We start from the raw sequence: 21,868 nt of genomic DNA on the forward strand, positions 1-21,868 counted from the left end.
GACAGATGGATTATGAGTCTTTTCCCTTTATTACTACAGCCGGCAGAGTTGGCTGGCCGTTTGAACGAACCGCGATTGCTGATTCTTGATGTAGGTAAAGAAGCTATCTATCAACAAGCGCACCTGCCAGGCGCTATTTTTCTGGATTACCGGCGACTGCAAAAAGGCGTACCTCCAGCACCAGGTTTGTTGCCGGAGGCCGAAGCTATTGCGCAATTATTTTCCGATATCGGCTTGCAGGCAGATACTCACGTAGTGGCTTATGACGATGAGGGCGGCACCCGCGCTGCGCGTTTATTGTGGTTGCTGGATGCCGCCGGGCATCAGCATTACAGTTGGTTGAACGGCGGTATTCACGCGTGGCTGGATGAAGATTTGCCGATCGAAACCGAAGCGGTTTATGCCATCCCTTCGCAGGTTACTGCTGCCCAACTGGATTTGAAGCCACAAGTCGATCTTGAATATCTGCTGGCGCATTACCAGGATGAGAACCTGGTTATATGGGATGCGCGCACGGCGGAAGAATTTGCCGGAAGCCGTGTGATGGCTGCGCGTGGCGGACACATTCCGGGGGCGGTCAATTATGATTGGTCGTTGTTAATTGATCCTGCGCGAAACAATCGTCTGCTGCCGCTGGAAACTATTCAGAAACAACTGTCGGCGTTGGGTATCGACTCATCAAAAACGGTAATCACCCACTGCCAGACGCACCATCGCTCAAGTTTCAGTTGGCTGGCCGGAAAAATTCTCGGATTCAAACAAATTTTCGGCTATCCGGGTGCCTGGTCAGAGTGGGGTAATAACCCGGATACACCGGTAGCGGTAGGCAAGGATTGACTCAGCGCACTTGCCGCTGTATCCACAGTAATATCAGCCCGGCAAAAGTACCTGCAACGGCGCCCCACAGGTGCGCGTCTACCGCCACGGGTACCGGTAGCAATGCGTGTTGCGGATCGAACCAGGGGGTGTGTTCGTAAATAACCTTGCCCCAAATCACCAGCAATGCCAGCGCATTAATGGTTGGAGTTTGTGGCAGGGTTAACAGCAACCCGGCAATAATCAGTCCGTGCAGGGTGCCTGACAGACCCGCATAAAAAAACAGCTCGGGATCAAAAAACCATAAGCCGATTCCGGTTACTGCAAGGCAGGTGATCAAGGTGGCCAGGTAATGTTTCACTGCAGCATCGCGCCACAGTGCGGCATTAATGATGACCAGCGCCGCTGCATTCATCAGCAGATGATAAACCCCGTAATGAATGAACTGACTGGAGATCAATCGCCACCATTCGCCTTGGGCAATGGCATTGCGATCAAATTGTAGCAGGGGTTCGGTAATGGTTTGGAAGAGCCCGGCGAGAGCGAGCAGGGCGACCAGCAGGAGCGTCAGAATATCCATCCGGTTTAAAGTAAAAGCTGGCATGGAACATCCTGAATTTTTGTGGTCCGACTTGAAGTTTTATCAGATTTAAAATTAATCACAGTTTATTGAGAAACTCCCCTGTTTTTTCGAGGCTGTACGGTAAGCGCCTTCTGTCCGTTTGCCATCAGGATGTTTGTTCCAAAACCGCATTATGCCGGTAGGGGGGCAGCAGTCTGAGATTAAAAATCAATCAGTGGTTTATGCAAAGAGTTGCAGGGATTGCCACAGAAGGAACTGATTGATCTTGCTGGCTGCACCGTTCGAGTTTGTCATCAGGTGCCTTGCTCCAAAACCGTCGAGTCAGGGATGACTCGTCGGAGCTACAGGGATGTATTTATGCATTTTTGGAGCAAGGCACCTGATGACAAACGTACAGATGGCACCTGCTAAATATTCGGAAAAAACAAGCGAAGTTGTAAACAATCCGCATGCCGAATCGACAGATTGTTTATTCGAGGCAGGTCACTGAGCCCCGGCAGCTTCCAACGCTTGCACATAGTCATCCGACAGGCGGTGCGTTTTAATCGTTTGCAACAAGGTTTTTCCTTCCGGCCCAACCGCATTCAAATCGCGGCCAGCTTCTTTGAAAAACGTAATAAAGGTGGCGAAATTTTCACTGCGCATACCGCGGTAAGCGCGCTCCAGTAAATGGTAATCGGCGGTAATACCTTTTACCGGACCTGTATATTGCAGAAAGGTTTTGATGCGCTCGTCATCAAAATGCTCTCCCAGTACTTTCTCTTTGTCTTTACGTGTGCTCATGGATAACCGGTTCCTGTTTCTGTAGTAGCAAGCCCGCCTTTACAGGCGGGCTGTTGCACTTATCCGTTCAGCTTTTTCAGCAGAATCTCGTTCAATGTTTGCGGGTTGGCCTGGCCTTTACTGGCCTTCATTACCTGACCAACAAAGAAGCCAATCATCTTGCCGCGTTTACTCTCGTCGGCTGCGCGGTAACCTTCTACCTGCGCGGCATTATTGGCAAGCACTTCGTCAACCAGCTTTTCAATGGCACCGGTGTCGGAAACCTGTTTCAAACCTTTGGTTTCAATAATGGTATCGGCATCACCTTCGCCATTGCTGATAGCTTCGAAAACCTGCTTGGCAATCTTGCTCGACAAGGTGCCATCTTTAATGCGCACCACCAGACCTGCCAGCAATTCCGGGGTTACGGTTGATTGGCCAATGCGCTGCTCGGTGCGATTGAGGAATGCAGACAAATCAGCCATTACCCAGTTGGCAGCGAGCTTGGCTTCACCACTGATTGTTGCGGTTTTTTCAAAAAACTCAGCGGTAGCGCGATCTACTGTCAGCTGGCCAGCATCGTACTCGCTCAAACCGTAATCGCTAACAAAGCGGGCGCGTTTGGCTTCTGGCAGCTCCGGCATTTGTTGACGAACCTGTTCAATATATTCGTCATCAATAATAACCGGCAACAAGTCGGGGCAGGGGAAGTAACGGTAATCGTTGGAATCTTCCTTGCTGCGCATGGAGCGGGCTTTTTTGGTGTCCCCATTGTACAGGCGGGTTTCCTGTACGATTTTTCCGCCGCTTTCCAGCACGTCAATTTGACGCTCAACTTCCAGCTCAATGGCCTCTTCCATAAAACGGAAGCTGTTGAGGTTTTTGGTTTCGGTGCGGGTGCCCAATACTTCGGAGCCGCGTGGACGAATGGAAATATTCACGTCGAAACGCATGGAGCCCTGCGACATTTCGCCATCACAAATTTCCAGCGATGTCACAATGGAATGCAGTTTTTTAGCGAAGGCAACGGCTTCTTCGGCGCTGCGCATATCCGGTTCGGTTACCACTTCAATCAGCGGCGTGCCTGCGCGGTTCAGATCAATGCCACTCATGCCGGCAAAATCTTCGTGCAGGGATTTTCCGGCATCTTCTTCCAAATGCGCGTGGTGAATGCGAACGCGTTTGGTGCGGCCGCCTTCCAGTTCCAAATCTACATGGCCGGGACCGACAATCGGTTCTGCCAGCTGTGTGGTCTGGTAGCCTTTTGGCAAATCCGGATAGAAATAATTTTTACGCTCAAACACAGAGCGCTTGCCAATTTCTGCATTCACCGCCAAGCCAAACATGGTGGCAAAGCGAAATGCTTCGGCATTGGCAACGGGCAATGTGCCCGGCAGCGCCAAATCAATGGCGCAAGCCTGGGTGTTGGGGGCGGCACCGAAGGCAGTGCTGGCGCCGGAGAAAATTTTGGTTTTGGTGGCGAGCTGTACGTGTACTTCCAGCCCGATAACGGTTTCCCATTGCATGCTTGAATCCTCTTACTCGATACCGGGTGCTGTCAGTTGATGGAAGTTGGTCGCTTGCTGGAATTGATGGGCTGCATTCAGCAACAGGCCTTCAGCAAAATCGTTTCCAATCAATTGCAGGCCGACCGGTTTGTTATCCACCAGGCCGCAAGGAATGGACAGACCTGGCAGGCCGGCGAGGTTGGTTGCAATGGTGTAAATATCTTCAAGGTACATCGCCACCGGATCTTTGGTTTTGGAACCGAAGGCGAAGGCCGGGGATGGCGATGTCGGGCCGAGGATCACATCAACTTGCTTGAAGGCATCGACGAAGTCCTGACGAATCAGGCGGCGAACTTTTTGTGCTTTGCTGTAATAGGCATCGTAATAGCCTGCGGACAGCGCGTAGGAGCCTACCAGAATGCGGCGTTTTACTTCATCACCAAAAGCTTCCGTGCGGGAGCGCTTGTAAAGGTCGGCGAGGTCGGTCGGGTTTTCGCAGCGATAGCCGTAACGCACGCCATCAAAACGGGACAGGTTGGCAGAACACTCGGCCGGTGCGATTACATAATAAGCCGGTACCGCCAAATGGGTGTGCGGCAGGCTGACTTCGTGAATGCTGGCGCCCAGGCTTTCGTATACCTTGATGGCATCCTGCACGCGAGCCGCGGTGTCTGCATTCAGGCCTTCACCGAAATATTCACGCGGTACACCGATTTTCAAGCCTTTCAGGCTGTTATTCAGCGTGGCGGTGTAGTCGGGCACGTCGCGTTCAATGCAGGTGGAATCTTTTGCATCGTAGCTGGCCATGGTGTTCAGCAGCAGCGCGGCGTCTTCAGCGGTGCGCGTCAGCAATCCGGCCTGATCGAGGCTGGAGGCAAAAGCAATCATGCCCCAGCGGGATACGCGGCCATAAGTTGGCTTGATGCCGGTAAGGCCACACAGCGCTGCCGGCTGGCGAATAGAGCCGCCAGTATCCGAGGCAGTCGCAGCCGGTGCCAGGTGTGCAGCCACCGCAGCAGCCGAGCCACCGGAAGAACCGCCGGGCACGCAATCGGTTGCCCAGGGGTTTTTCACCGGGCCATAAAAACTGGTTTCGTTGGAGGAGCCCATGGCGAACTCGTCCATATTGGTTTTGCCGAGAGTAATGACGCCATCCGCCAGATAATTTTCAACGATAGTGGCGTTGTAAGGGGCGATGAAGTTGTCGAGCATCTTCGAGGCGCAACTGGTGCGAATACCATCGGTACAAAAAATATCCTTGTGCGCAATCGGTACGCCGCACAGCAGCGGAGCGTTACCGGCAGCAAGGCGGCGATCTGCCTCGGCGGCCTGTTGCAAGGCCAGTTCCGGGGTCGGGGTAATAAAGCTGTTGTACACCGGGTCAAGGCGCGCAATGCGGTCGAGATAATGGCGGGTCAGCTCGGTGCTGGAAAAGTCCTTGTTGCGCAGGCCTTTTACCAGTTCGGCAATAGTGAGTTGATGCATTACAAATATTCCTGGGTCATTGTCACTCCGGACGTCACAAGCGGCCGGTCGGGGTGCCGTATCGAGGGTAGTCAGTCAATAACTTGCGGGACCAGATAAAGTCCATCCTGGGTGGCCGGGGCGATGGCCTGGAAGCGCTCGCGCTGATCCGGCTCGGTGACCACATCGGCACGCAGGCGCTGGATGGCATCAAGCGGATGCGCCATCGGCGCAACGCCATCGGTATTCACGGCTTGCAGTTGATCTACCAGGGCCAGTACATCGGAGATACTCCTGGCTACTTCATCAGCAGTATTTTCTGAGATGGCGAGGCGTGCCAGCTCGGCCAGTTTTGCAATATCGGAACGATCTACAGCCATTGTCGGGTTTACTCCAAAAAAACATCGACCCCCAAACAGGTGTTAAACAGGTCGAATAACGTAAGAAAAAATCGAATCTTGCCAAATCGGGCGCTAAAGTTATCACATTTGCGCCTTGCCCTAAATCCCTCTCGTTGATAGAGTGCCAGCACCCGTGAGCGCTTCGTGAATACCTCCTCTCCAGCTGGAAAAAACAGCATGGTGAGGCACTGATATTCCAGCGGCTCCCCAGGAGAAATTTTCAGGATTTGCTGGTCGAATATGCCTGATCAGGCAACGCCCGCGACCGGCAAGTCGTAACCATATCGCTGCGTGATGATAAATCGGACGCACCGCCGTTAGTGGCGGTAGCGGTTTCTATTTTGAAAACAGCAGAAAAACAGAATATTTAAGGTCTCGTCAACATCATGTTAAAACACCTGCGTGGAGCTTTTTCCAACGACCTATCGATTGATCTCGGTACCGCCAACACCCTCATTTATGTCCGCGGCCGCGGCATTGTTCTGAACGAACCCTCTGTTGTTGCCATCCGTCATCACAATGGTCACAAAATTGTTGAGGCGGTAGGCACTGAAGCCAAGCGAATGCTGGGGCGAACGCCAGGTAACATTACCGCGATCCGCCCACTGAAAGACGGTGTTATTGCCGACTTCCAGGTGACCGAAAAAATGCTGCAACACTTTATCCGCAAAGTTCATGAAAACAGCTGGTTCAGCCCCAGCCCCCGCGTTCTGATCAGTGTTCCCTGTCTCTCTACCGAAGTTGAAAAACGTGCAATCCGTGAATCGGCCTTGGGTGCCGGTGCTCGTGAAGTGCGTTTGATTGAAGAACCCATGGCCGCGGCTATTGGCGCTGGCCTTAAAGTGGCAGAAGCCAGCGGTTCCATGGTGGTAGACATCGGTGGTGGTACCACGGAAATTGCCGTCATCTCCCTCAACGGCGTGGTTTACTCCGATTCCGTGCGTATTGGTGGTGACCGTTTTGATGAGGCGATTGTTAACTACGTGCGTCGCAACTACGGCAGCGTGATTGGTGATGCAACCGCAGAGCGTATCAAACAGGAAATCGGCTGTGCCTTTGCTGGCAGCGAAATGCGCGAAATTGATGTGCGTGGCCGTAACCTGGCAGAAGGCGTACCGCGCAGTTTTACCCTGAACAGCGACGAAATTCTGGAAGCCTTGCAAGATCCATTGGCTGGGATTGTTCAGGCGGTAAAAAGCGCGCTGGAACAATCACCGCCGGAACTGGCTTCAGACATCGCCGAAACCGGTGTGGTATTGACCGGTGGTGGCGCCCTGTTGCGCGACATTGACCGTTTGTTGTCTACCGAAACCGGTCTGCCGTTTATTGTTGCCGAAGACCCGTTGACCTGCGTAGCGCGTGGCGGCGGCATTGCGCTGGAGATGAACGACAAGCGCAATATCGATTTATTGTCATCCTGATGATAGGTTGCAGGCGCGTTTGCTGGCGCGCCTGCCACTTCTGCGGGAGTAGCCACTATTAAACCCCTGTTTACCAAAGGCGCTGCGGCTTCTTCGCGGGCGTTTTTTTTCATTCTGGTCATGATTGGCCTGATCTTTACCAGTCTGTACACCGACTGGCTTCAGCCCGTGCGCGCCACAATGAAAGAGGCGGTTGCACCTTTCTACGTGATTACCGACATCCCCCGCCAGATCAATGAATGGCGGCAAAATACCTTTTCCAGCCGTAGCGACTTGTTAATCGAGAACGAAGCGCTGCGTACCGAACTGCTGATTCATCAACGCAAACTGCAACAAATGGCTGCGCTGGCCGCTGAAAACGTGCGTCTGCGGCAGTTGATGAACGCCACCGATATGTTGCAGGACAAGGTGCTGATCGCCGAGTTGATTGGTGTATCACCCAACCCGCTCAGCCATACCGTGTGGATTAACCGCGGTCATCAACAAGGCGTATATGAAGGTCAGCCTTTGCTCGACGCCTTCGGTTTGATGGGGCAGGTGATTGAGGTTCAGGACAATACCAGCCAGGTATTGTTGATTTCCGATGTGACTCACGCGTTGCCGGTGCAGGTAAATCGCAATGGCGTGCGTGCTATTGCGGAAGGCACCGGTGACCTTAACCGTCTGCGTTTACGCCATGTTTCCAACACCACCGATATTCGCGTCGGCGATCTGGTGGTCAGCTCCGGTTTGGGCGAGCGCTTTCCGACCGGTTATCCGGTGGGCGAAGTTGACTCCATTATTCGCGATCCGGGTCAGCCCTTTGCTACGGTGATTGTTCGCCCTATGGCAAGGCTGGATCGCAGCCGTCATGTGCTACTGGTGTTTGACTCCAGGGAGGCCGGGCATTGAGTGCGGGTCGTCCCTGGGTTACCTGGGCAGTCATCGCCAGCACCTTTCTGGTGGCGATGCTGCTGAGTGTCTATCCCTTGCCGATTGGCTGGCGCTGGTGGCGCCCCGAGTTTGTGCTGATGGTGGCGATTTACTGGATTTTTGCGCAACCCTTGCGCATGTCGCTGGTGGCTTTATGTTTGCTGGGCGTGTTTCAGGATGTGCTTGAAGGCACGCCGCTCGGGCAACATGGTCTGGCACTGGTCATTGTCGCCTATATTTGTTTGCTTTCCTGGCAGCGGGTTCGGAACTATTCCTTGTGGCAACAATCTTGCTGGGTATTCGTATTAATTGCGATTTCGCAGCTTACTGACAGTTGGGTGCAGGCAATCAGCGGCATGGCGATATCCGGCCCGGAGTTTTTAATCCCGGCTTTTGCCAGCGCCTGTTTCTGGCCAGTGTGTTATCTGATCCTCGAATTTGTTCGTCGTCGTTATCAGATCATTCAATAGCCGGTCCGTTTATAAAACCGCGTAATAATCCTACGTGCAACAACAATAACTAACCTGTTCGCCTGCAGCGAAGAGTGAGGAGAGCCCGCGGTGAGTGTTGCCGTTCAGCCTGATCTTTATCTTGCATCACAATCGCCCCGCCGCAGCCAGCTGTTGGCGCAAATCGGTGTTCGCCATCAGGTCATTAGCGTCGATGTACCGGAACAGCCGGAAGCCGGTGAATCTGCTGCCGCCTATGTTGAACGGCTCGCCTTGTCCAAAGCCCGTGCAGGTTTTTCACGCGTGCAGGAAGAGTCGCTGGCGGTTTGCCCGGTAATGGGTGCAGATACCATTGTGGTCTGTGATGGCGACATCCTTGAAAAACCCCGCAATCAGCAACATGGCGCAGCCATGCTGGCCAATTTGTCCGGTCGTGTGCATCAGGTTTTTACCGCAGTTGCTTTGTGCGCGCCCGGTCAACAACAGGTCGAACGCAACATTACCGAGGTACGGTTTCGCATTTTGAGCAATGAGGAAATAACAACCTACTGGCTTACCGGGGAACCCCGTGATAAGGCCGGTGGTTATGCTATACAGGGACTGGGTGCTGTTTTTGTTGAAGAAATTCGTGGTAGCTACACCAATGTCGTCGGTCTGCCGCTGGAAACCACTCGTCAATTGTTACAAGCCTTCCGGGTGCCCTGGTGGCAAACGAATCATTGAGAATTATCCATGAGTGAAGAAATCCTCATCAACGTGTCTCCGGTAGAGACGCGGGTTGCCCTGGTGGAAAACGGGGTGGCGCAAGAGTTGTATATTGAGCGTAGCTACGGCAAAGGTTATGTGGGCAATATCTACAAGGGCAAAGTGGTGCGGGTTTTACCCGGCATGCAAGCTGCGTTTGTCGAAATTGGCCTGGAGCGCACCGGCTTTATTCACGTTGCCGATATGCTGCCGGAGTCGGTTGAAGGCGAATCCCGCCGTCACGATTTACCCGACATTCGCACCCTGGTTCGCGAAGGGCAAACCTTGCTGGTGCAGGTTGCCAAAGACCCTATCAGCACCAAAGGCGCCCGTTTAACGACTCACCTCACGCTGTCGTCACGCTATCTGGTTTACATGCCTAACAGCCTGCACATCGGTGTGTCTGCTCGTATCGAAGAAGAGCAGGAGCGCGAACGGCTGCGCCATACCCTTGAAACCGCTATTGCCGAGCAGGGCATCAAAGGCGGTTTTATCGTCAGAACCGTTGCTGAAGGCGTGAGTACCGAAGAGATTGTTGCTGATATTCCTTTCCTGCAAAAGCTCTGGTCAGACCTGAGTGCCAAGGTACCGGAAGTGGGTGTACCTTCCGTGATTCACCAGGATATGCCGCTTTACCTGCGAGCATTGCGCGATCTGGCGCGGGCTCCTATTGATAAAATCCGTGTGGATTCCCGCCTTACCTGGAAGTTGATGCAGGACTTTGCCAATAGTTACTACCCGCAGCTGGTCGAGTTGATTGATTGCTATACCGGCGAGCGTCCGTTGATGGATCTGTACGGTGTAGAGGAGGAAATCCGGCGCGCGCTGGATACCCGCGTACCGCTGAAATCCAACGGCTATTTGATCATCGAGCAAACCGAGGCGATGACCACGGTGGATGTGAATACCGGCGCTTTTGTCGGCCATCGCAACCTCGAAGAAACCATTTTTAAAACCAACATGGAAGCGGCGACCGCGATCGCCCGCCAGCTGCGCCTGCGCAATCTGGGCGGCATTATTATTCTCGACTTTATTGACATGCAGGACCCGGAGCACCAGCGCCAGGTGTTGCGTACACTGGAAAAAGCGCTGGAAAAAGACCACGCCAAAACCCGTATTACCGGTGTGTCGGAACTCGGGCTGGTAGAGATGGCTCGCAAGCGTACGCGGGAATCGCTGGGGCAAATGTTGTGCGAACCTTGCCCGGTGTGTCGCGGTCGCGGTCAGGTCAAATCTGCCGAAACCGTCTGCTACGAAATTTTCCGGGAAATTCTCCGCGAATCGCGTACCTACAACAACGACAAATTTCTGGTGCTGGCATCGCCGGTGGTGGTGGATCGTTTACTGGATGAAGAGGCAGCTTACGTGGCTGACCTGGAAGCGTTCATCGGGCGAACCATTGAATTTCAGGTGGACAATCTGTTTACCCAGGAGCAATACGACATTGTTCTGGTCTAAGCCTGCATGATTCGCACGTTCCGCTATGTGCTGCGCAAATTTTATTTTGCCAGCGCGTTATTACTGATCACTCTCGCCGCTGTGGTGCAGAGTGGTCGTATGCTCGCGCCGCTGGTCAGTGATTATCGCGATCAGCTGGCAGATTACATCGGGCAGCGGCTCAACGCCCGTGTGGTGCTGCAGGATTTGCAACTGCAATGGGACGGCATGAAACCGGTGGTCAGTCTGGCGGGATTGTCGGTCACCAGTTTTACGGACGAGTCGATAGTCGCGGTTGACGAGGCTTACTTCCGGCTGGATTTACTGCGTTCCCTGAGCCGCTGGCAACTGGCCTGGGGCAATGTAGATCTCAATGGTACCCGGCTGGTCTTTCAGCAGACCCGTGAGGGCTTCTGGCATATTCCAGGGCTCGACAGCGGCAACACCAGCGCGCAGCCGGAAAAAGCCCGCAGCGGCTTTTTGCTGGACATGCTGCTGCTGGTGGATCGCATGGAGTTCCGCCACACCCATCTTGCTTTTCATTTCTACAACGGCCAGCAGGTCGCTCTGGATTCTCCTTCACTGCTCCTCGAAAACGAACAGCAATTCCACCGTATCGAGTTGAAGGTGGATGTGGAGGGGCGGGGCGAGGCGGTGCATCTGGTTCTGGAAAGTGAGGGCGATCCCCGTGATCAGTCACGTTTTGCCCTGAACGGTTATCTGGCATTGCATGATTTTCCTACTTCCGAACCGTTTATTGCAGCCGGTGGTTTGCTGCTGGGTGATGTGACACTGGGGCGTGTCACCAGCGAAGGCGGCTTGAATGCAAAGCTGTGGTTTAACAGCCGGGCTGGCAACGAAGGTTACGACGTTCACGGCCAGTTGGATTTGCAAACGCTCTCGGTGCCTTTTTTCGACAAACACTATCGGCTTGATCATTTCAGTACCGGCATAAATGGTTACTGGTTGCGCTCGGGCGCCTGGCAAATGATGTTGCCCAATCTCAATGCGCGTTTGCAGGATACCCGTATTGAAGGGGTCAACCTGGCGATGTCCGCTGCCGGGCAGCAAGCACCGATGGTGGTGCAGCTGGATCAGTTTCCCTTGCAGGATGCGCTGGCCGGGGTTAATGAGTCAGGGCTGCTGAAAGATTCCGGTGTGCTGCAAGTGCTGAACACGCTCAACCCGCAGGGCTACCTTGATCGTATCCGTTTTGAATTGCCCCTGCGTGATCCGGCGGCCTGGCGGGTAGAGGCGATGGCAAATAATGTCAGCGTCAGTGCCTGGAACGGAGTGCCGGCACTGACTGGTGTCAATGGCTACGTGCAGGCACATCAGCGGGGCGGTTTTATCAATCTGACCGGCCGCGATGATTTCAGCATGCACTATGTGCCGACCTACAGCGAGGCGATGCATTACCAGCAGGCGCAAGGGCAAATTGCCTGGTGGTTGCAACCGGAAAACAAACAAATTTACGTTAACAGCGGTGCCATTCATCTGCGCAGTGAGCATGAAGAAGCGACCGGTTATTTATGGCTGGCCATTCCCTGGCACAATCCGGGCGCCGATCTGGATTTGTATTTGCACATAGGGGCAAAGCACCTGGCAGCAGCCGAGTATAAAAAATACGTACCGGCAACGGTGCCGCCCAACCTCAGCGAGTGGTTACAAGCCAGTATTGGTGGCGATAACCCGGGCGTTGCTAACGAAGCGGGTTTCGTGTTTCGGGGCACCTTGAACACGCCGGAAAATAACGCGCGCAGTTATCAACTTTATCTGGATCTGGAAAATGCCTCGCTCGACTACCACACCGACTGGCCGGCGCTGACCGCGCTGAAGGGCCGTTTGCTGGTTGACGATGAAACGATTGATGCCAGTGTTTTCAGCGGCAAGCTTTACGAAAGTGATCTCTCCGGCGTACACATAGCGACTCGCCCCAACCCTCACGACGAAGGCGCCTTGTTGACGGTAACGGGTGACGTTGCCGGTATCGCCAGCGATGGTTTGCGCGTGCTGCGCGAGGGTTACATGCGCGAGTTGATCGGCAGCAATATGGACAGCTGGTATTTTCAGGGCACTCACCGCACCCGGGTAGACATCGCCGTGCCTTTGCTGGCCGAAGCCAAAGGTTCCTCGCAGCAGGTGGATGTCAGTTTCGACATGCCGTTGGTGGGCATGGAAAACCTGTCGCTCTACTTGCGAGATGTGGATGGCCAAATTCGCTACAGCAGCGAAGAAGGACTTCGCAGCGATCGCCTCACCGCGTTGCTTTTTGACCAACCGGTGACCGCCACGCTGGAAACCCGGAAAGAAGACAATGCGCAGTCAACGCTTATCCATCTGGATGGCCGGGTGGATGCGGATGATCTGGCTGGTTGGGCCAGCCGTCCGGAAATTCTCTTTTTCAAAGGGCTGGTGCCTTATCAGGCCACGGTTGCTATTGCCCATCAGGGCGATGCCGCCGATTCTGATTCCGATAACCGCACGCTGGTCAGCGTCATTGCCAAAAGTAACCTTGCGGGAGCGCTGGTAGATTTACCGGAACCCTTTGCCAAACCGGTTGAGGGCGAGCGGGATTTCAGCGTTCAGCTGGATATCGGCAGCCAGCAAACGGAAGCGTTTATCGACTACCGGCTGGATGAAGTTACGCCGCTGGTACAAGCCCGTTTTATGGCCAGCAGCGGTGAAGACACCCAACTGCTGAATGCTGATGTCACTATCGCCGGAGAGGCGGTTTTGCAAGCGGAACCGCAATTCCGTGTCAGTGGTTTTGTTGAATCGGTAGATATCAATGCCTGGTTGCAGGTGCGTGATCGCTACGAAGTCTATCAACGACAAATTCAGGAGCAGCCCGGCTCCGTCACCGAAGAATTTACTGCTCTGAGCGATGCCCCCGGCATGGTCGTCGGTTTGCCTTTGCATATTGACGTGTTGCTGGGGCAGCAGGCACTTGGCCCGCTGGCGCTGGAAAATATTGCCCTCAATGCCTGGCGTCAATCCGATGCCTGGCAACTGACGTTTAATAACCCCGTTCTTAAAGGCAGTGTGCGCTTGCCGGATGCGCGCAGCATTCCTATGGCCATTGCGATTGACGAGCTGCACCTTACCCGGGAACTATTGGGCGATAGCAACCCGGCCAGTGAAGACGAGCAAGCCCCCACCATCGCCGCATCGCTGACCGACACCGCCTCACAATTTGACCCGCGCAGCTTGCCCCGTGCTGATGTGGCGGTGCAGGCGCTGTACCTTGAAGGGCATAATTACGGTGATTGGAGTTTGCAGGTTCGCCCGGACAACAGCGGTGTGATGTTCAACCGTATTCGCGGCAACCTTCGCGGTATTGCGGTTAGCGGTGTGCCCGCTACCGAGACTGCCAACATTGTTGATAGCTCGCCTTTGTCCGGGGCGCAAATTTACTGGTCTACCGGCGATGAAGGGCACCGCACCCGCTTTGTCGGCGTGCTCACGGCCACCGACATGGCGGAAGTCATGCGCGAATGGGAAAAGCCCGACATTCTCGAGTCCAGCAATGCGGTTTATCAGGTGGATCTGGAATGGCCGGGCGCACCGGGTCAGTTTTCCCTGAAAACCCTGCGTGGTGATATTGATCTGGCGTTGGAAGAAGGGCGTTTTAATCGCAGCACCGGTGCTGGCGAAGGGGTTTTGCGGTTACTGTCGCTGGTCAATTTCGATACGCTGGCACGTCGCCTGCGGCTCGATTTTTCCGATCTCTACAAAACCGGTCTGGCCTTTGACAGCATTCAGGGGCGCATCCATTTTGATAACGGCCAGTTGCAACTAACCGAACCGCTGCTGGTGGAAGGGCCGTCCAGCCGCTTGCAGTTGGCTGGCACCATTGATTTGCAGCAGGAAACTATTGATGCCCGCCTGGTAGCGGCGTTGCCGGTAGCGGGTAATCTGACTTTTCTGGCCGCACTGGCGACCGGTTTACCGGCGGCAGCGGGTATCTATCTGGTGAGTAAAATTTTTAGAAAGCAGGTGAATCAGGCGACCAGTGTTTCCTATACCATCCGTGGCAACTGGGATGATCCGGTGATGAAATTTGATCGCCTGTTCGAGAGCGAGGAAAGTCTTCGTCAGAACGTCAGTAACCGCCGTGAAGAAGAAGCCGAAGCGAGTAATAACGACTAGGCGTTATTACTCCTCACCATCCTGCAAGGTAATTTGTTCGCGAATGTAGCGAAACAGTTTGCGCGCATTGTTCGGCGCCTGATGGTTTTCCTGTTCCTGCTGCGCTGCTTTGATCAGGTGGCGCAAATGCTGAACATCCACGTCCTTGTAGCGGGTCACCAGGGTTTGAAAAACCTGCTTGTCGCCGTCAATCAATAAATCCCGGTAGCGCTCAATCTGATGTTGGCGGTGAATGTACTGGTCGCTGACGTTTTGCAGCTTATCGACTGCCGCCTGAATCTCTTCAAAATCTGCCGAGCGCATCAATTTGCCGATGTATTGCAATTGGCGACGACGCGCTTCGCGCAGCGGCATCTTGCGGGCTTCATGAATAGAACTGAGCAAATGTTCATCGAGCGGGACGGTGGCCAGTTGCTTGTCATTCATCTCAACCAGCTTCTCACCCAGCTCCTGCAGCGCCGTCATTTCACGCTTTACCTGGGACTTACTCTTGATGTAATCGTCCGGATTAATGTCGTCGTATTTATAAACCATAAATGTGCCGTAAAAAAATAGTGCTGTAAGAAAATCGCGATAATGCCTGTTGCATTCACCCGTGGGGTGAATCAGGCAAATAGAGAGGGTGTCGGGTTGGCCAACAGTCCCGGGTAAACAACGGATATGCACCGGTGTAATGGGTGCATTATAGCCATGTCGGCGTTATTTCGGGTGGGAGATTAACGGGGGAGACAACGACAATCGGGATTCAGCGCTAAAATCAGTCTTCTTCACCGAAGCGCTGTTCAATCAACTGACAGATAGCATCCATCGCTTTTTGCTCTTCCTTGCCTTCTGTCTGAATATCCAGCAGCGTGCCCTGGCCTGCCGCCAGTAGCATCAACGACATAATACTGGTGGCATCTGACCAGGCGCCGCTGTTGTCGGGTGAGTGAATGCGCACTCGCATAGCAGCATTAAACCGTGTCGCCGTACTGGTAAAACGGGCCGACGCCCGTGCATGCAGTCCGCGCTGGTTCACGATGGTGACAGTTTTATTCAGCATAATTGTCAGGCTTTCTTGTGTTTGAATATATCGCGATGCCTGACCTGAACATCGCTGAAGGTATGATCAAAATGTTTTTGCAGCCGCTCGCTCAAATAGACCGAGCGGTGCTGGCCACCGGTACAACCAATGGCAATGGTGATATAACTGCGGTTATTGGCCTGGTAGCGGGGTAACCAGCGGGTCAGATAGCGCTCGATATCATCGTACATCTCCTGAACCGCCGGTTGTTCTTCCAGAAAATCGATAACCTCGGCGTCTTTACCGGTTTGTGGCCGTAAATGCGCTTTCCAGTGTGGATTGGGCAGGCAGCGCATATCAAATACGATGTCGGCATTGACCGGCAAGCCGTGTTTGAAACCGAAGGATTCAAATAAAATCGCCATGGTAGATTCGTGGCGACCTACCACGCGCTCTTTAACCAGATCGCGCAGCTCATGCAAGTTCAGGTTGCTGGTATCCAGCACCTGATCCGCATTATCTCTCACCGGCTCCAGCAATCGCTGTTCTGTAGCGATGGCTTCGGCCAGATTGGTGTGTTTGTCACTCAGCGGATGTTTGCGCCGGGTTTCACTGAATCTTTGCACCAGCACATGGGGTTGCGCATCGAGAAAGAGCACCTGAAACGTCATGCCGGCGGTTTTCAGCGAGTCGATAACGTCGGGGAATTCCGTCAAATCTTGCCAGGCGTTGCGTACATCAATACCAATAGCAAAGCGCTGCTCATTATTTTGATGGGCCTGAATCTGGGCAATCAAGGGTGGCAGCAGGCTGATCGGTAAATTGTCTATGCAATTAAAGCCAACATCTTCCAGCACGTGCAAGGCAGTACTTTTTCCTGAACCTGACAGTCCGCTGACGATGACGAGATGCATAGTAAAATCCTGCTCGGCGTATTAAGGAAAGATCCGCTGAAATCCTGAAACGGCTCCGGTTATCCAGGGCGTGGCTCAGGATGAATAAAAAAAACGTTCAGGGCAAGCGGCAAATTCCGGTGCCGGTTAAATTATGAAACAGCCGCCTGAAAGAGAGCCTGATCACTGTCCGCCTGGCGCAAGGAATCACGAAAACCCGCGTCATTAAGCGAACGAGCCAGAGAGGATAGGGTATCAAGGTGTTCTGCATTAGCATTTTCCGGTACCAGCATAGCGAATAAAATATCCACTTTCTGGCCGTCAATTGCATCAAACTCAATAGGTTGTTTCAGAGTAATCAGGGCGCCTATCGCTTTACTGCCGCATTCCATGCGGCAATGCGGTAAGGCTATCCCGAAACCGATGCCGGTAGATCCCAGGCGTTCCCTGGCTATCAGCCGACGAAAAACTTCATCGGCATTAATAGAGGGTACGGCGCGTGCAATGGTATTGGCGAGAATTTCCAGGGTGCGTTTCTTGCTAACACCTTCAATAGCACACAGGGTGCGATCGGGCGTAATCAGTTCCGGGATTGTCATGGTTAACGATGGCTACGTAATTTTTCTTTGTGTTTAATCAGTTGGCGATCCAGTTTGTCCGCCAGTTTATCAATGGCCGCATACATATCCGCTTCTACGGCATCAGCAAATAAATCCTTACCGCTGACGTGCACCGTGGCTTCCGCTTTTTGATCGAGGTGATCAACCCCAAGGATGACATGCACAGAAGTAATTTTGTCGTGGTGGTTATCCAGCTTTTCCAGTTTGGTTTCTACGTACTGCTTAAGGGCTTCAGTGACTTCCAGGTGATGGCCATTAATCGTAATCTGCATGGATACTTCCTCTTTGTTGGCGATATCAATGGATTTTTCAATCCGTCTTTTTATCTGATTATTTACTCTTTTATTGGTTCGCATTGAACTTCAAATTTGAGAATAAATAACGTTTCCTGATCGGTGCGATTACATCAACGATTTCCGCTCGTTGGACGGCGGGATGTTTAACGACTCCCGGTATTTTGCAATAGTGCGACGGGCTACCTGAATTCCCTGCTCGGCCAGCAGGTCGGTGATTTTACTGTCGCTCAATGGTTTTTTCGCATTTTCGGCGCTGATCAGTTTTTTAATCAGTGCACGAATCGCGGTTGAAGAACACTCGCCACCACCTTCAGTGCTCACATGGCTGGAGAAAAAATACTTCAGCTCAAAAATGCCTTGCGGCGTGTGCATGAATTTTTGTGTGGTTACGCGTGAAATAGTGGACTCATGCATCTGCACAATTTCTGCGATGTCGTGCAGCACCAGCGGCTTCATGGCCTCGGCGCCGTATTCAAGAAAGCCGCGTTGTTTTTCAACAATACAGCTGGCAACTTTCAGCAGGGTTTCGTTGCGGCTCTGCAGGCTTTTTAAAAACCAGCGCGCCTCCTGAAGGTTGTCTTTCAAAAAAGTGTTGTCGCTACTGGAATCGGCGCGCTTGACCATAGAGGCATAGTTGGCGTTGATTCGCAGGCGAGGTGCGATATCCGGGTTCAGCTCGACGATCCAGCGGCCATCGCGTTTTTCAACAAACACGTCCGGTACTACATATTCGGTATCGCCACTGGCAATAATGTCACCAGGGCGGGGGTTCAACCCCTGGATGAGCAAAACTGCCTGGCCCAGTTCATTTTCCTTGAGCCGGGTTTTGCGCATCAGCTGGCGATAGTCGCGGCTGCCAAGCAGCGGCAAATAATTTTTGCAGATGGTTTTGGCGGCTTCGAGGAAGGGCGTATCCGTCGGGAATTGTTGCAGTTGCACCAGCAGGCATTCGGCAAGGTTCTGGCTGCAAACGCCGCAAGGGTCAAATTGTTGCAGGCGATGTTGAACGGCGACCACTTCGTCCAGTTCCAGCTCTTCCAGTTCGGCAGCCAGGCCTTCAAAAATATCGTCCAGAGAAACCGACAGCATGCCGCCAGGTTCAACGGCGTCGATAATGGCCAGCGCAATCAGATAATCGCGATCGGAAAATGGCGTGAGGTTCAGTTGCCACATCAGGTGGTCGTAGATGGAATCGACCGCAGCCCGACGGCTTTCGAAGTCGTTGTCATCATTTTCAAAGTTGCTGCTACCGGAGCTGGATGTCTGGTAAACGTCATCCCAGCTGGTATCTACCGGCAAGTCGGTAGGGATGGATTCATTCCATTCGCCCACGACATCACTTTCGGAAAAGCCATCGCTTTCATTGAAGCTGTCAGTTTCCCGGAAGTCACTGTCGTGATCAGAGAAGTTTTCGCTGCTGTCAGACGAAGAAGAGTGGGCATCACTCAGCGGGCGGTCACCCGGCAGGTCAGCGGCTATTTCAGCCTGGCGTGTGTAATCAAGGTCGTCTTTTTCGGCGGATTCAGGAGGGTTGTCGAAGCTGTCTTCCATCTCCAGCATCGGGTTGGAGTCGAGGGCTTCCTGTATCTCCTGTTGCAGATCCAGTGTGGAGAGCTGCAGCAGGCGAATGGCCTGTTGCAGCTGCGGAGTCATGGTCAGTTGTTGACCGAGCTTTAACTGGAGAGATTGCTTCATCGTTTAAAAAGCTGATCCTGCTTAGACGAGAACAGTGGTCGATGAAGTAGAGTTTAGACAGCCTTGATCTCGCAAGCAACAAGGCTAAGCAATGTTTGTGCCTTGTTGTGTGTTATTTGCAAAAGTCAAGGCCCTGGCGTCAAATAAATCTTCAATCAAAGGCGGAAATTCTCGCCCAGATACACCTCACGCACTTTGTTATTGGCCAAAACTGTCTCGGCAGTGCCTTCGGCGATAATGTGACCTTCACTGACGATATAGGCCGTTTCGCAGATATCGAGGGTTTCGCGCACATTGTGATCGGTAATCAATACCCCGATACCGCGATCTTTCAGGTGTCTTACGATTTGCTTGATGTCATTGACCGAGATGGGGTCAACCCCGGCAAAAGGTTCATCCAGCAAAATAAAGCGGGGCTCTGTGGCCAGGGCGCGGGCAATTTCCACCCGGCGGCGTTCGCCACCTGACAGTGCCATGCCGAGACTGTCCCGAATGTGAGTGATGTGAAATTCCTGCAGCAATGAGTCCAGTTTGGCCAGACGCTGCTTTCTGTCGAGATCGCTACGGGTTTCCAGAATTGCCATGATGTTGTCGGCTACCGACAGCTTTCGAAATACCGAAGCTTCCTGGGGTAAATAACCGATACCGGCGCGTGCACGACCATGGATGGGCAGGTGGGTTAAATCCTTGTCGTCGAGCAGTACGCGGCCGTTGTCGGCGGTAATCAACCCGGCAATCATATAAAAGCAGGTGGTTTTTCCTGCGCCGTTGGGGCCGAGCAGGCCTACAATCGTGCCGCTGCTGACAGACAGGGAGACATCAATAACGACCTTGCGCTTTTTGTAGCTTTTGGCAAGGTTACGAGCGTAAAGAGTAGCCATAAGTCCTGATCAGTTTTCCTGAATGGTTTGCGGTGGAATGATGATTTCAATGCGCTTGCGGTCTTCGCTCTCGCCGCCTGCAGCCTGCATAACCTCTTTGTTGAGGTCATAAACAATGCGGGTGCCGCTCATTGATGCACCATCCTGCTCCAGTGATGCATGTTCTTCCAGTGCCAGGCTCTGGCTGGACGGGGTGTAGGTAATGCTCTGCGCCCGGGCGCTGATGATGCCTTTGTCCGGTGTGGGCTGCTGTTGGTAGAGCGCCGGTACACCGCGTGCATTGATGGTGGAAATTCGCCGCTGCGGGTTGCCATCAAAGGTAGCGGTCACCTCGGTGGCTTCAATCCGCATCAGACCTTTGTCTTCCGTGGGTTGCAGCTGGTAGAGCACCGGTGAGCCTGTGGCGTGAATTTTGTCAATTTTCTGGGTTTCAGTATTGAAATGAAAAATGACGGTGTCGGCATTGATCGACATGCTGCCCTGGGAAAATTGCACGTCACCGGTATAGGTTGTAATGCCCTGTTTTTGATCCAGAGTGGCGCGCTCGGCCTCAATGCGGATTTCCTGCTCAATATCGGATGGCAGCGCATGAGCATGGGCGCCAATCAGGGCGCAGACCACAGCAAAAATAAAGGGGCCGGATTTACGGTGCATAAGTCCCTCGGACTTTGGATAGGAGTTCGATTCGATCTTCATTCAGCCAGGCTTGCATGCCAATGGTTTCAACGACGCCCTGAGGCGCGCGCATCTTAACAGCTTTGTCGGTTTCGGCGAATTGGTCCAGGGTGCGAATTGTCAGCAGGCTGGTGGTAACCAGAAAACTGCTGCTGTCGGCGTCCTGTTGCTCAATGCGGACATTGTTGGTGAGCGTGATCACACTGCCGTTGGCATCGCTGTGACCTTCCATGGCGCTGAGCCGCCAGGGTGTGGCATCTCTTTCTGAAAAGAAAAACATTTTTGGCTGGGTGAAGATGGTGTGATCGTCGGGGCCCGGTGCCTCGGGATTGATCTGAAAATGTTGTGCCGCGGGTGTGCTCATCCGCGAGATCAGTTTGCCATTCTGGTCAAAATCTTCGGTATCTATATCAATCATATAGGCGTGCGGAAAACGGACAACTTCTTCATTGACGGCTGGAGAAAGTAATTCCGTAGGTGATTTCTCACGCAGCACGAAAAACAGCAGGGTGGCCACTATCAGCGTAAGCCATGGCAGGGGAATGCGTAGCATGAATCAGTAAGTCCTGTTGCAGGTTATTCCGTGCCGGGTGAGTCGGGAAGATAATAGGACAGCGCCCGTTCAAAAGTGTTTTGCGCTTTCATAATCATATCGCAAGCGTCACGTACCGCGCCTTCGCCGCCCCGCAAATGACTTTGCCAGTGGGCGCGCTCGGCCACGCTGTGGTGTGCATTGGCCACGGTTAGCGCCAACCCTACCCGTGACATAACGGTCAGGTCCGGCCAGTCATCACCCATAAAAGCAATATTTTCGGGGGCTACCGGGGTTTCAAACAAGGTTTTGTCGGCAAACAGTTCCTGCAATGCATCCCATTTGTCTTCCCGGCCTTGCAGCAGAATTGTAATGCCCAGGTCACTGGCTCTGCGCCTGACCAGTTCACTTTTCCGGCCAGTGATGATACCAACCCGCACGCCGGATTTTTGCAGCATCTTGATGCCATGGCCATCCAGTGTGCAAAAAGTTTTCATTTCTTCGCCGTTGTTGCCGAAGTAGAGTTTGCCATCTGTCAGTACGCCATCGACATCAAGCATTAGCAGGCGAATCGCTTTGGCGCGTTGCTGAAGTAAATCACTCATTCTTTAATATTGCCGTTTG

The 21,868-nt window shown here is 53.3% G+C and carries 22 protein-coding genes; 7 read left to right on the plus strand and 15 right to left on the minus strand.

Annotated features, from left to right (window positions below; genetic code table 11):
* Positions 1–12: 12 nt before the first annotated feature.
* The gene (locus tag C4F51_RS06330; RefSeq protein WP_193908197.1) at positions 13–837 is read left to right on the plus strand and encodes a sulfurtransferase; all 825 of its coding nucleotides are present in this window, start codon (positions 13–15) and stop codon (positions 835–837) included.
* Position 838: 1 nt separating this feature from the next.
* On the opposite strand, the gene rrtA is transcribed toward C4F51_RS06330, so the two are convergent.
* The 5 genes from rrtA to gatC all read right to left on the minus strand — a co-directional run bounded on the left by rrtA (position 839) and on the right by gatC (position 5,513).
* Positions 839–1,420, minus strand: coding sequence for a rhombosortase (rrtA, locus tag C4F51_RS06335; RefSeq protein ID WP_193908198.1), 582 nt, complete (start codon positions 1,418–1,420; stop codon positions 839–841).
* A 462-nt stretch (positions 1,421–1,882) separates the two neighbouring features.
* Complete coding sequence (locus C4F51_RS06340) at positions 1,883–2,182, minus strand: PA4642 family protein (protein ID WP_193908200.1); 300 nt, start codon at positions 2,180–2,182, stop codon at positions 1,883–1,885.
* 59 nt (positions 2,183–2,241) lie between these two features.
* Entirely contained in the window at positions 2,242–3,687 is a 1,446-nt protein-coding gene (gene gatB / locus C4F51_RS06345) for an Asp-tRNA(Asn)/Glu-tRNA(Gln) amidotransferase subunit GatB (protein WP_193908202.1), read from the minus strand.
* 12 nt (positions 3,688–3,699) lie between these two features.
* The gene (gene gatA, locus C4F51_RS06350) at positions 3,700–5,154 is read right to left on the minus strand and encodes an Asp-tRNA(Asn)/Glu-tRNA(Gln) amidotransferase subunit GatA (protein ID WP_193908204.1); all 1,455 of its coding nucleotides are present in this window, start codon (positions 5,152–5,154) and stop codon (positions 3,700–3,702) included.
* A 71-nt stretch (positions 5,155–5,225) separates the two neighbouring features.
* The gene (gene gatC, locus C4F51_RS06355) at positions 5,226–5,513 is read right to left on the minus strand and encodes an Asp-tRNA(Asn)/Glu-tRNA(Gln) amidotransferase subunit GatC (protein WP_193908206.1); all 288 of its coding nucleotides are present in this window, start codon (positions 5,511–5,513) and stop codon (positions 5,226–5,228) included.
* A gap of 407 nt (positions 5,514–5,920) precedes the next feature.
* Between gatC and C4F51_RS06360 the strand changes: the two genes are divergently transcribed.
* From C4F51_RS06360 to C4F51_RS06385, 6 genes are all read left to right on the plus strand, one after another.
* A complete protein-coding gene (locus tag C4F51_RS06360) occupies positions 5,921–6,955 on the plus strand; it encodes a rod shape-determining protein (RefSeq protein WP_193908208.1) in 1,035 nt (344 codons plus the stop codon).
* A 66-nt stretch (positions 6,956–7,021) separates the two neighbouring features.
* Positions 7,022–7,846, plus strand: coding sequence for a rod shape-determining protein MreC (gene mreC / locus C4F51_RS06365; RefSeq protein WP_202987764.1), 825 nt, complete (start codon positions 7,022–7,024; stop codon positions 7,844–7,846).
* Positions 7,843–8,337, plus strand: a complete 495-nt coding sequence (gene mreD, locus C4F51_RS06370; RefSeq protein ID WP_235992288.1) for a rod shape-determining protein MreD — start codon at positions 7,843–7,845, stop codon at positions 8,335–8,337. Before mreC ends, mreD begins: the two co-directional genes overlap by 4 nt.
* A 90-nt stretch (positions 8,338–8,427) precedes the next feature.
* Positions 8,428–9,039, plus strand: a complete 612-nt coding sequence (locus tag C4F51_RS06375) for a Maf family protein (protein WP_193908210.1) — start codon at positions 8,428–8,430, stop codon at positions 9,037–9,039.
* Positions 9,040–9,048: 9 nt separating this feature from the next.
* Complete coding sequence (rng, locus tag C4F51_RS06380; protein ID WP_193908212.1) at positions 9,049–10,518, plus strand: ribonuclease G; 1,470 nt, start codon at positions 9,049–9,051, stop codon at positions 10,516–10,518.
* A gap of 6 nt (positions 10,519–10,524) precedes the next feature.
* Entirely contained in the window at positions 10,525–14,649 is a 4,125-nt protein-coding gene (locus tag C4F51_RS06385) for a YhdP family protein (protein ID WP_193908214.1), read from the plus strand.
* A gap of 6 nt (positions 14,650–14,655) precedes the next feature.
* On the opposite strand, the gene yjgA is transcribed toward C4F51_RS06385, so the two are convergent.
* The 10 genes from yjgA to C4F51_RS06435 form a co-directional block, all read right to left on the minus strand.
* Complete coding sequence (gene yjgA / locus C4F51_RS06390; RefSeq protein ID WP_193908216.1) at positions 14,656–15,183, minus strand: ribosome biogenesis factor YjgA; 528 nt, start codon at positions 15,181–15,183, stop codon at positions 14,656–14,658.
* A 223-nt stretch (positions 15,184–15,406) separates the two neighbouring features.
* Positions 15,407–15,691 (minus strand): HPr family phosphocarrier protein, encoded by a 285-nt coding sequence (locus C4F51_RS06395; protein ID WP_193908218.1) that lies wholly within the window; start codon positions 15,689–15,691, stop codon positions 15,407–15,409.
* A gap of 5 nt (positions 15,692–15,696) precedes the next feature.
* Complete coding sequence (rapZ, locus tag C4F51_RS06400; RefSeq protein ID WP_193908220.1) at positions 15,697–16,566, minus strand: RNase adapter RapZ; 870 nt, start codon at positions 16,564–16,566, stop codon at positions 15,697–15,699.
* Positions 16,567–16,697: 131 nt separating this feature from the next.
* Positions 16,698–17,144, minus strand: coding sequence for a PTS IIA-like nitrogen regulatory protein PtsN (gene ptsN / locus C4F51_RS06405; protein ID WP_193908222.1), 447 nt, complete (start codon positions 17,142–17,144; stop codon positions 16,698–16,700).
* Positions 17,145–17,146: 2 nt separating this feature from the next.
* Positions 17,147–17,437 carry a ribosome hibernation-promoting factor, HPF/YfiA family gene (gene hpf, locus C4F51_RS06410; protein WP_193908224.1) on the minus strand — a complete coding sequence of 97 codons (291 nt, stop codon included), beginning with the start codon at positions 17,435–17,437 and terminating at the stop codon, positions 17,147–17,149.
* Between the two features lie 129 nt (positions 17,438–17,566).
* Positions 17,567–19,156, minus strand: a complete 1,590-nt coding sequence (locus C4F51_RS06415) for an RNA polymerase factor sigma-54 (RefSeq protein WP_193908226.1) — start codon at positions 19,154–19,156, stop codon at positions 17,567–17,569.
* A 155-nt stretch (positions 19,157–19,311) separates the two neighbouring features.
* On the minus strand, positions 19,312–20,037 hold the full coding sequence (gene lptB / locus C4F51_RS06420; RefSeq protein WP_193908228.1) for an LPS export ABC transporter ATP-binding protein: 726 nt from the start codon (positions 20,035–20,037) through the stop codon (positions 19,312–19,314).
* Positions 20,038–20,046: 9 nt separating this feature from the next.
* Positions 20,047–20,691, minus strand: coding sequence for a lipopolysaccharide transport periplasmic protein LptA (gene lptA, locus C4F51_RS06425; protein WP_193908230.1), 645 nt, complete (start codon positions 20,689–20,691; stop codon positions 20,047–20,049).
* Positions 20,681–21,265: an LPS export ABC transporter periplasmic protein LptC gene (lptC, locus tag C4F51_RS06430; RefSeq protein ID WP_193908232.1), complete on the minus strand. Its 585-nt coding sequence runs from the start codon at positions 21,263–21,265 to the stop codon at positions 20,681–20,683. The genes lptA and lptC overlap by 11 nt, the downstream gene beginning before the upstream one ends.
* A gap of 23 nt (positions 21,266–21,288) precedes the next feature.
* Positions 21,289–21,849: a KdsC family phosphatase gene (locus C4F51_RS06435; RefSeq protein ID WP_193908233.1), complete on the minus strand. Its 561-nt coding sequence runs from the start codon at positions 21,847–21,849 to the stop codon at positions 21,289–21,291.
* Between the last annotated feature and the right edge of the window lie 19 nt (positions 21,850–21,868).

The sequence above is a fragment of the Cellvibrio polysaccharolyticus genome (genome assembly GCF_015182315.1).
Lineage (GTDB): Bacteria > Pseudomonadota > Gammaproteobacteria > Pseudomonadales > Cellvibrionaceae > Cellvibrio > Cellvibrio polysaccharolyticus.

Bases quoted from the DNA above. Each gene is read 5' to 3' on its own strand.
- gatA (WP_193908204.1), bottom strand. From the start codon at position 5,154: ATGCATCAACTCACTATTGCCGAACTGGTAAAAGGCCTGCGCAACAAG.
- C4F51_RS06360 (WP_193908208.1), top strand. From the start codon at position 5,921: ATGTTAAAACACCTGCGTGGAGCTTTTTCCAACGACCTATCGATTGAT.
- lptC (WP_193908232.1), bottom strand. From the start codon at position 21,265: ATGCTACGCATTCCCCTGCCATGGCTTACGCTGATAGTGGCCACCCTG.
- yjgA (WP_193908216.1), bottom strand. From the start codon at position 15,183: ATGGTTTATAAATACGACGACATTAATCCGGACGATTACATCAAGAGT.
- gatB (WP_193908202.1), bottom strand. From the start codon at position 3,687: ATGCAATGGGAAACCGTTATCGGGCTGGAAGTACACGTACAGCTCGCC.
- ptsN (WP_193908222.1), bottom strand. From the start codon at position 17,144: ATGACAATCCCGGAACTGATTACGCCCGATCGCACCCTGTGTGCTATT.
- gatC (WP_193908206.1), bottom strand. From the start codon at position 5,513: ATGGCTGTAGATCGTTCCGATATTGCAAAACTGGCCGAGCTGGCACGC.
- C4F51_RS06435 (WP_193908233.1), bottom strand. From the start codon at position 21,849: ATGAGTGATTTACTTCAGCAACGCGCCAAAGCGATTCGCCTGCTAATG.
- rapZ (WP_193908220.1), bottom strand. From the start codon at position 16,566: ATGCATCTCGTCATCGTCAGCGGACTGTCAGGTTCAGGAAAAAGTACT.
- rrtA (WP_193908198.1), bottom strand. From the start codon at position 1,420: ATGCCAGCTTTTACTTTAAACCGGATGGATATTCTGACGCTCCTGCTG.
- rng (WP_193908212.1), top strand. From the start codon at position 9,049: ATGAGTGAAGAAATCCTCATCAACGTGTCTCCGGTAGAGACGCGGGTT.
- C4F51_RS06340 (WP_193908200.1), bottom strand. From the start codon at position 2,182: ATGAGCACACGTAAAGACAAAGAGAAAGTACTGGGAGAGCATTTTGAT.
- C4F51_RS06395 (WP_193908218.1), bottom strand. From the start codon at position 15,691: ATGCTGAATAAAACTGTCACCATCGTGAACCAGCGCGGACTGCATGCA.
- C4F51_RS06385 (WP_193908214.1), top strand. From the start codon at position 10,525: ATGATTCGCACGTTCCGCTATGTGCTGCGCAAATTTTATTTTGCCAGC.
- lptB (WP_193908228.1), bottom strand. From the start codon at position 20,037: ATGGCTACTCTTTACGCTCGTAACCTTGCCAAAAGCTACAAAAAGCGC.
- C4F51_RS06330 (WP_193908197.1), top strand. From the start codon at position 13: ATGAGTCTTTTCCCTTTATTACTACAGCCGGCAGAGTTGGCTGGCCGT.
- lptA (WP_193908230.1), bottom strand. From the start codon at position 20,691: ATGCACCGTAAATCCGGCCCCTTTATTTTTGCTGTGGTCTGCGCCCTG.
- C4F51_RS06415 (WP_193908226.1), bottom strand. From the start codon at position 19,156: ATGAAGCAATCTCTCCAGTTAAAGCTCGGTCAACAACTGACCATGACT.
- hpf (WP_193908224.1), bottom strand. From the start codon at position 17,437: ATGCAGATTACGATTAATGGCCATCACCTGGAAGTCACTGAAGCCCTT.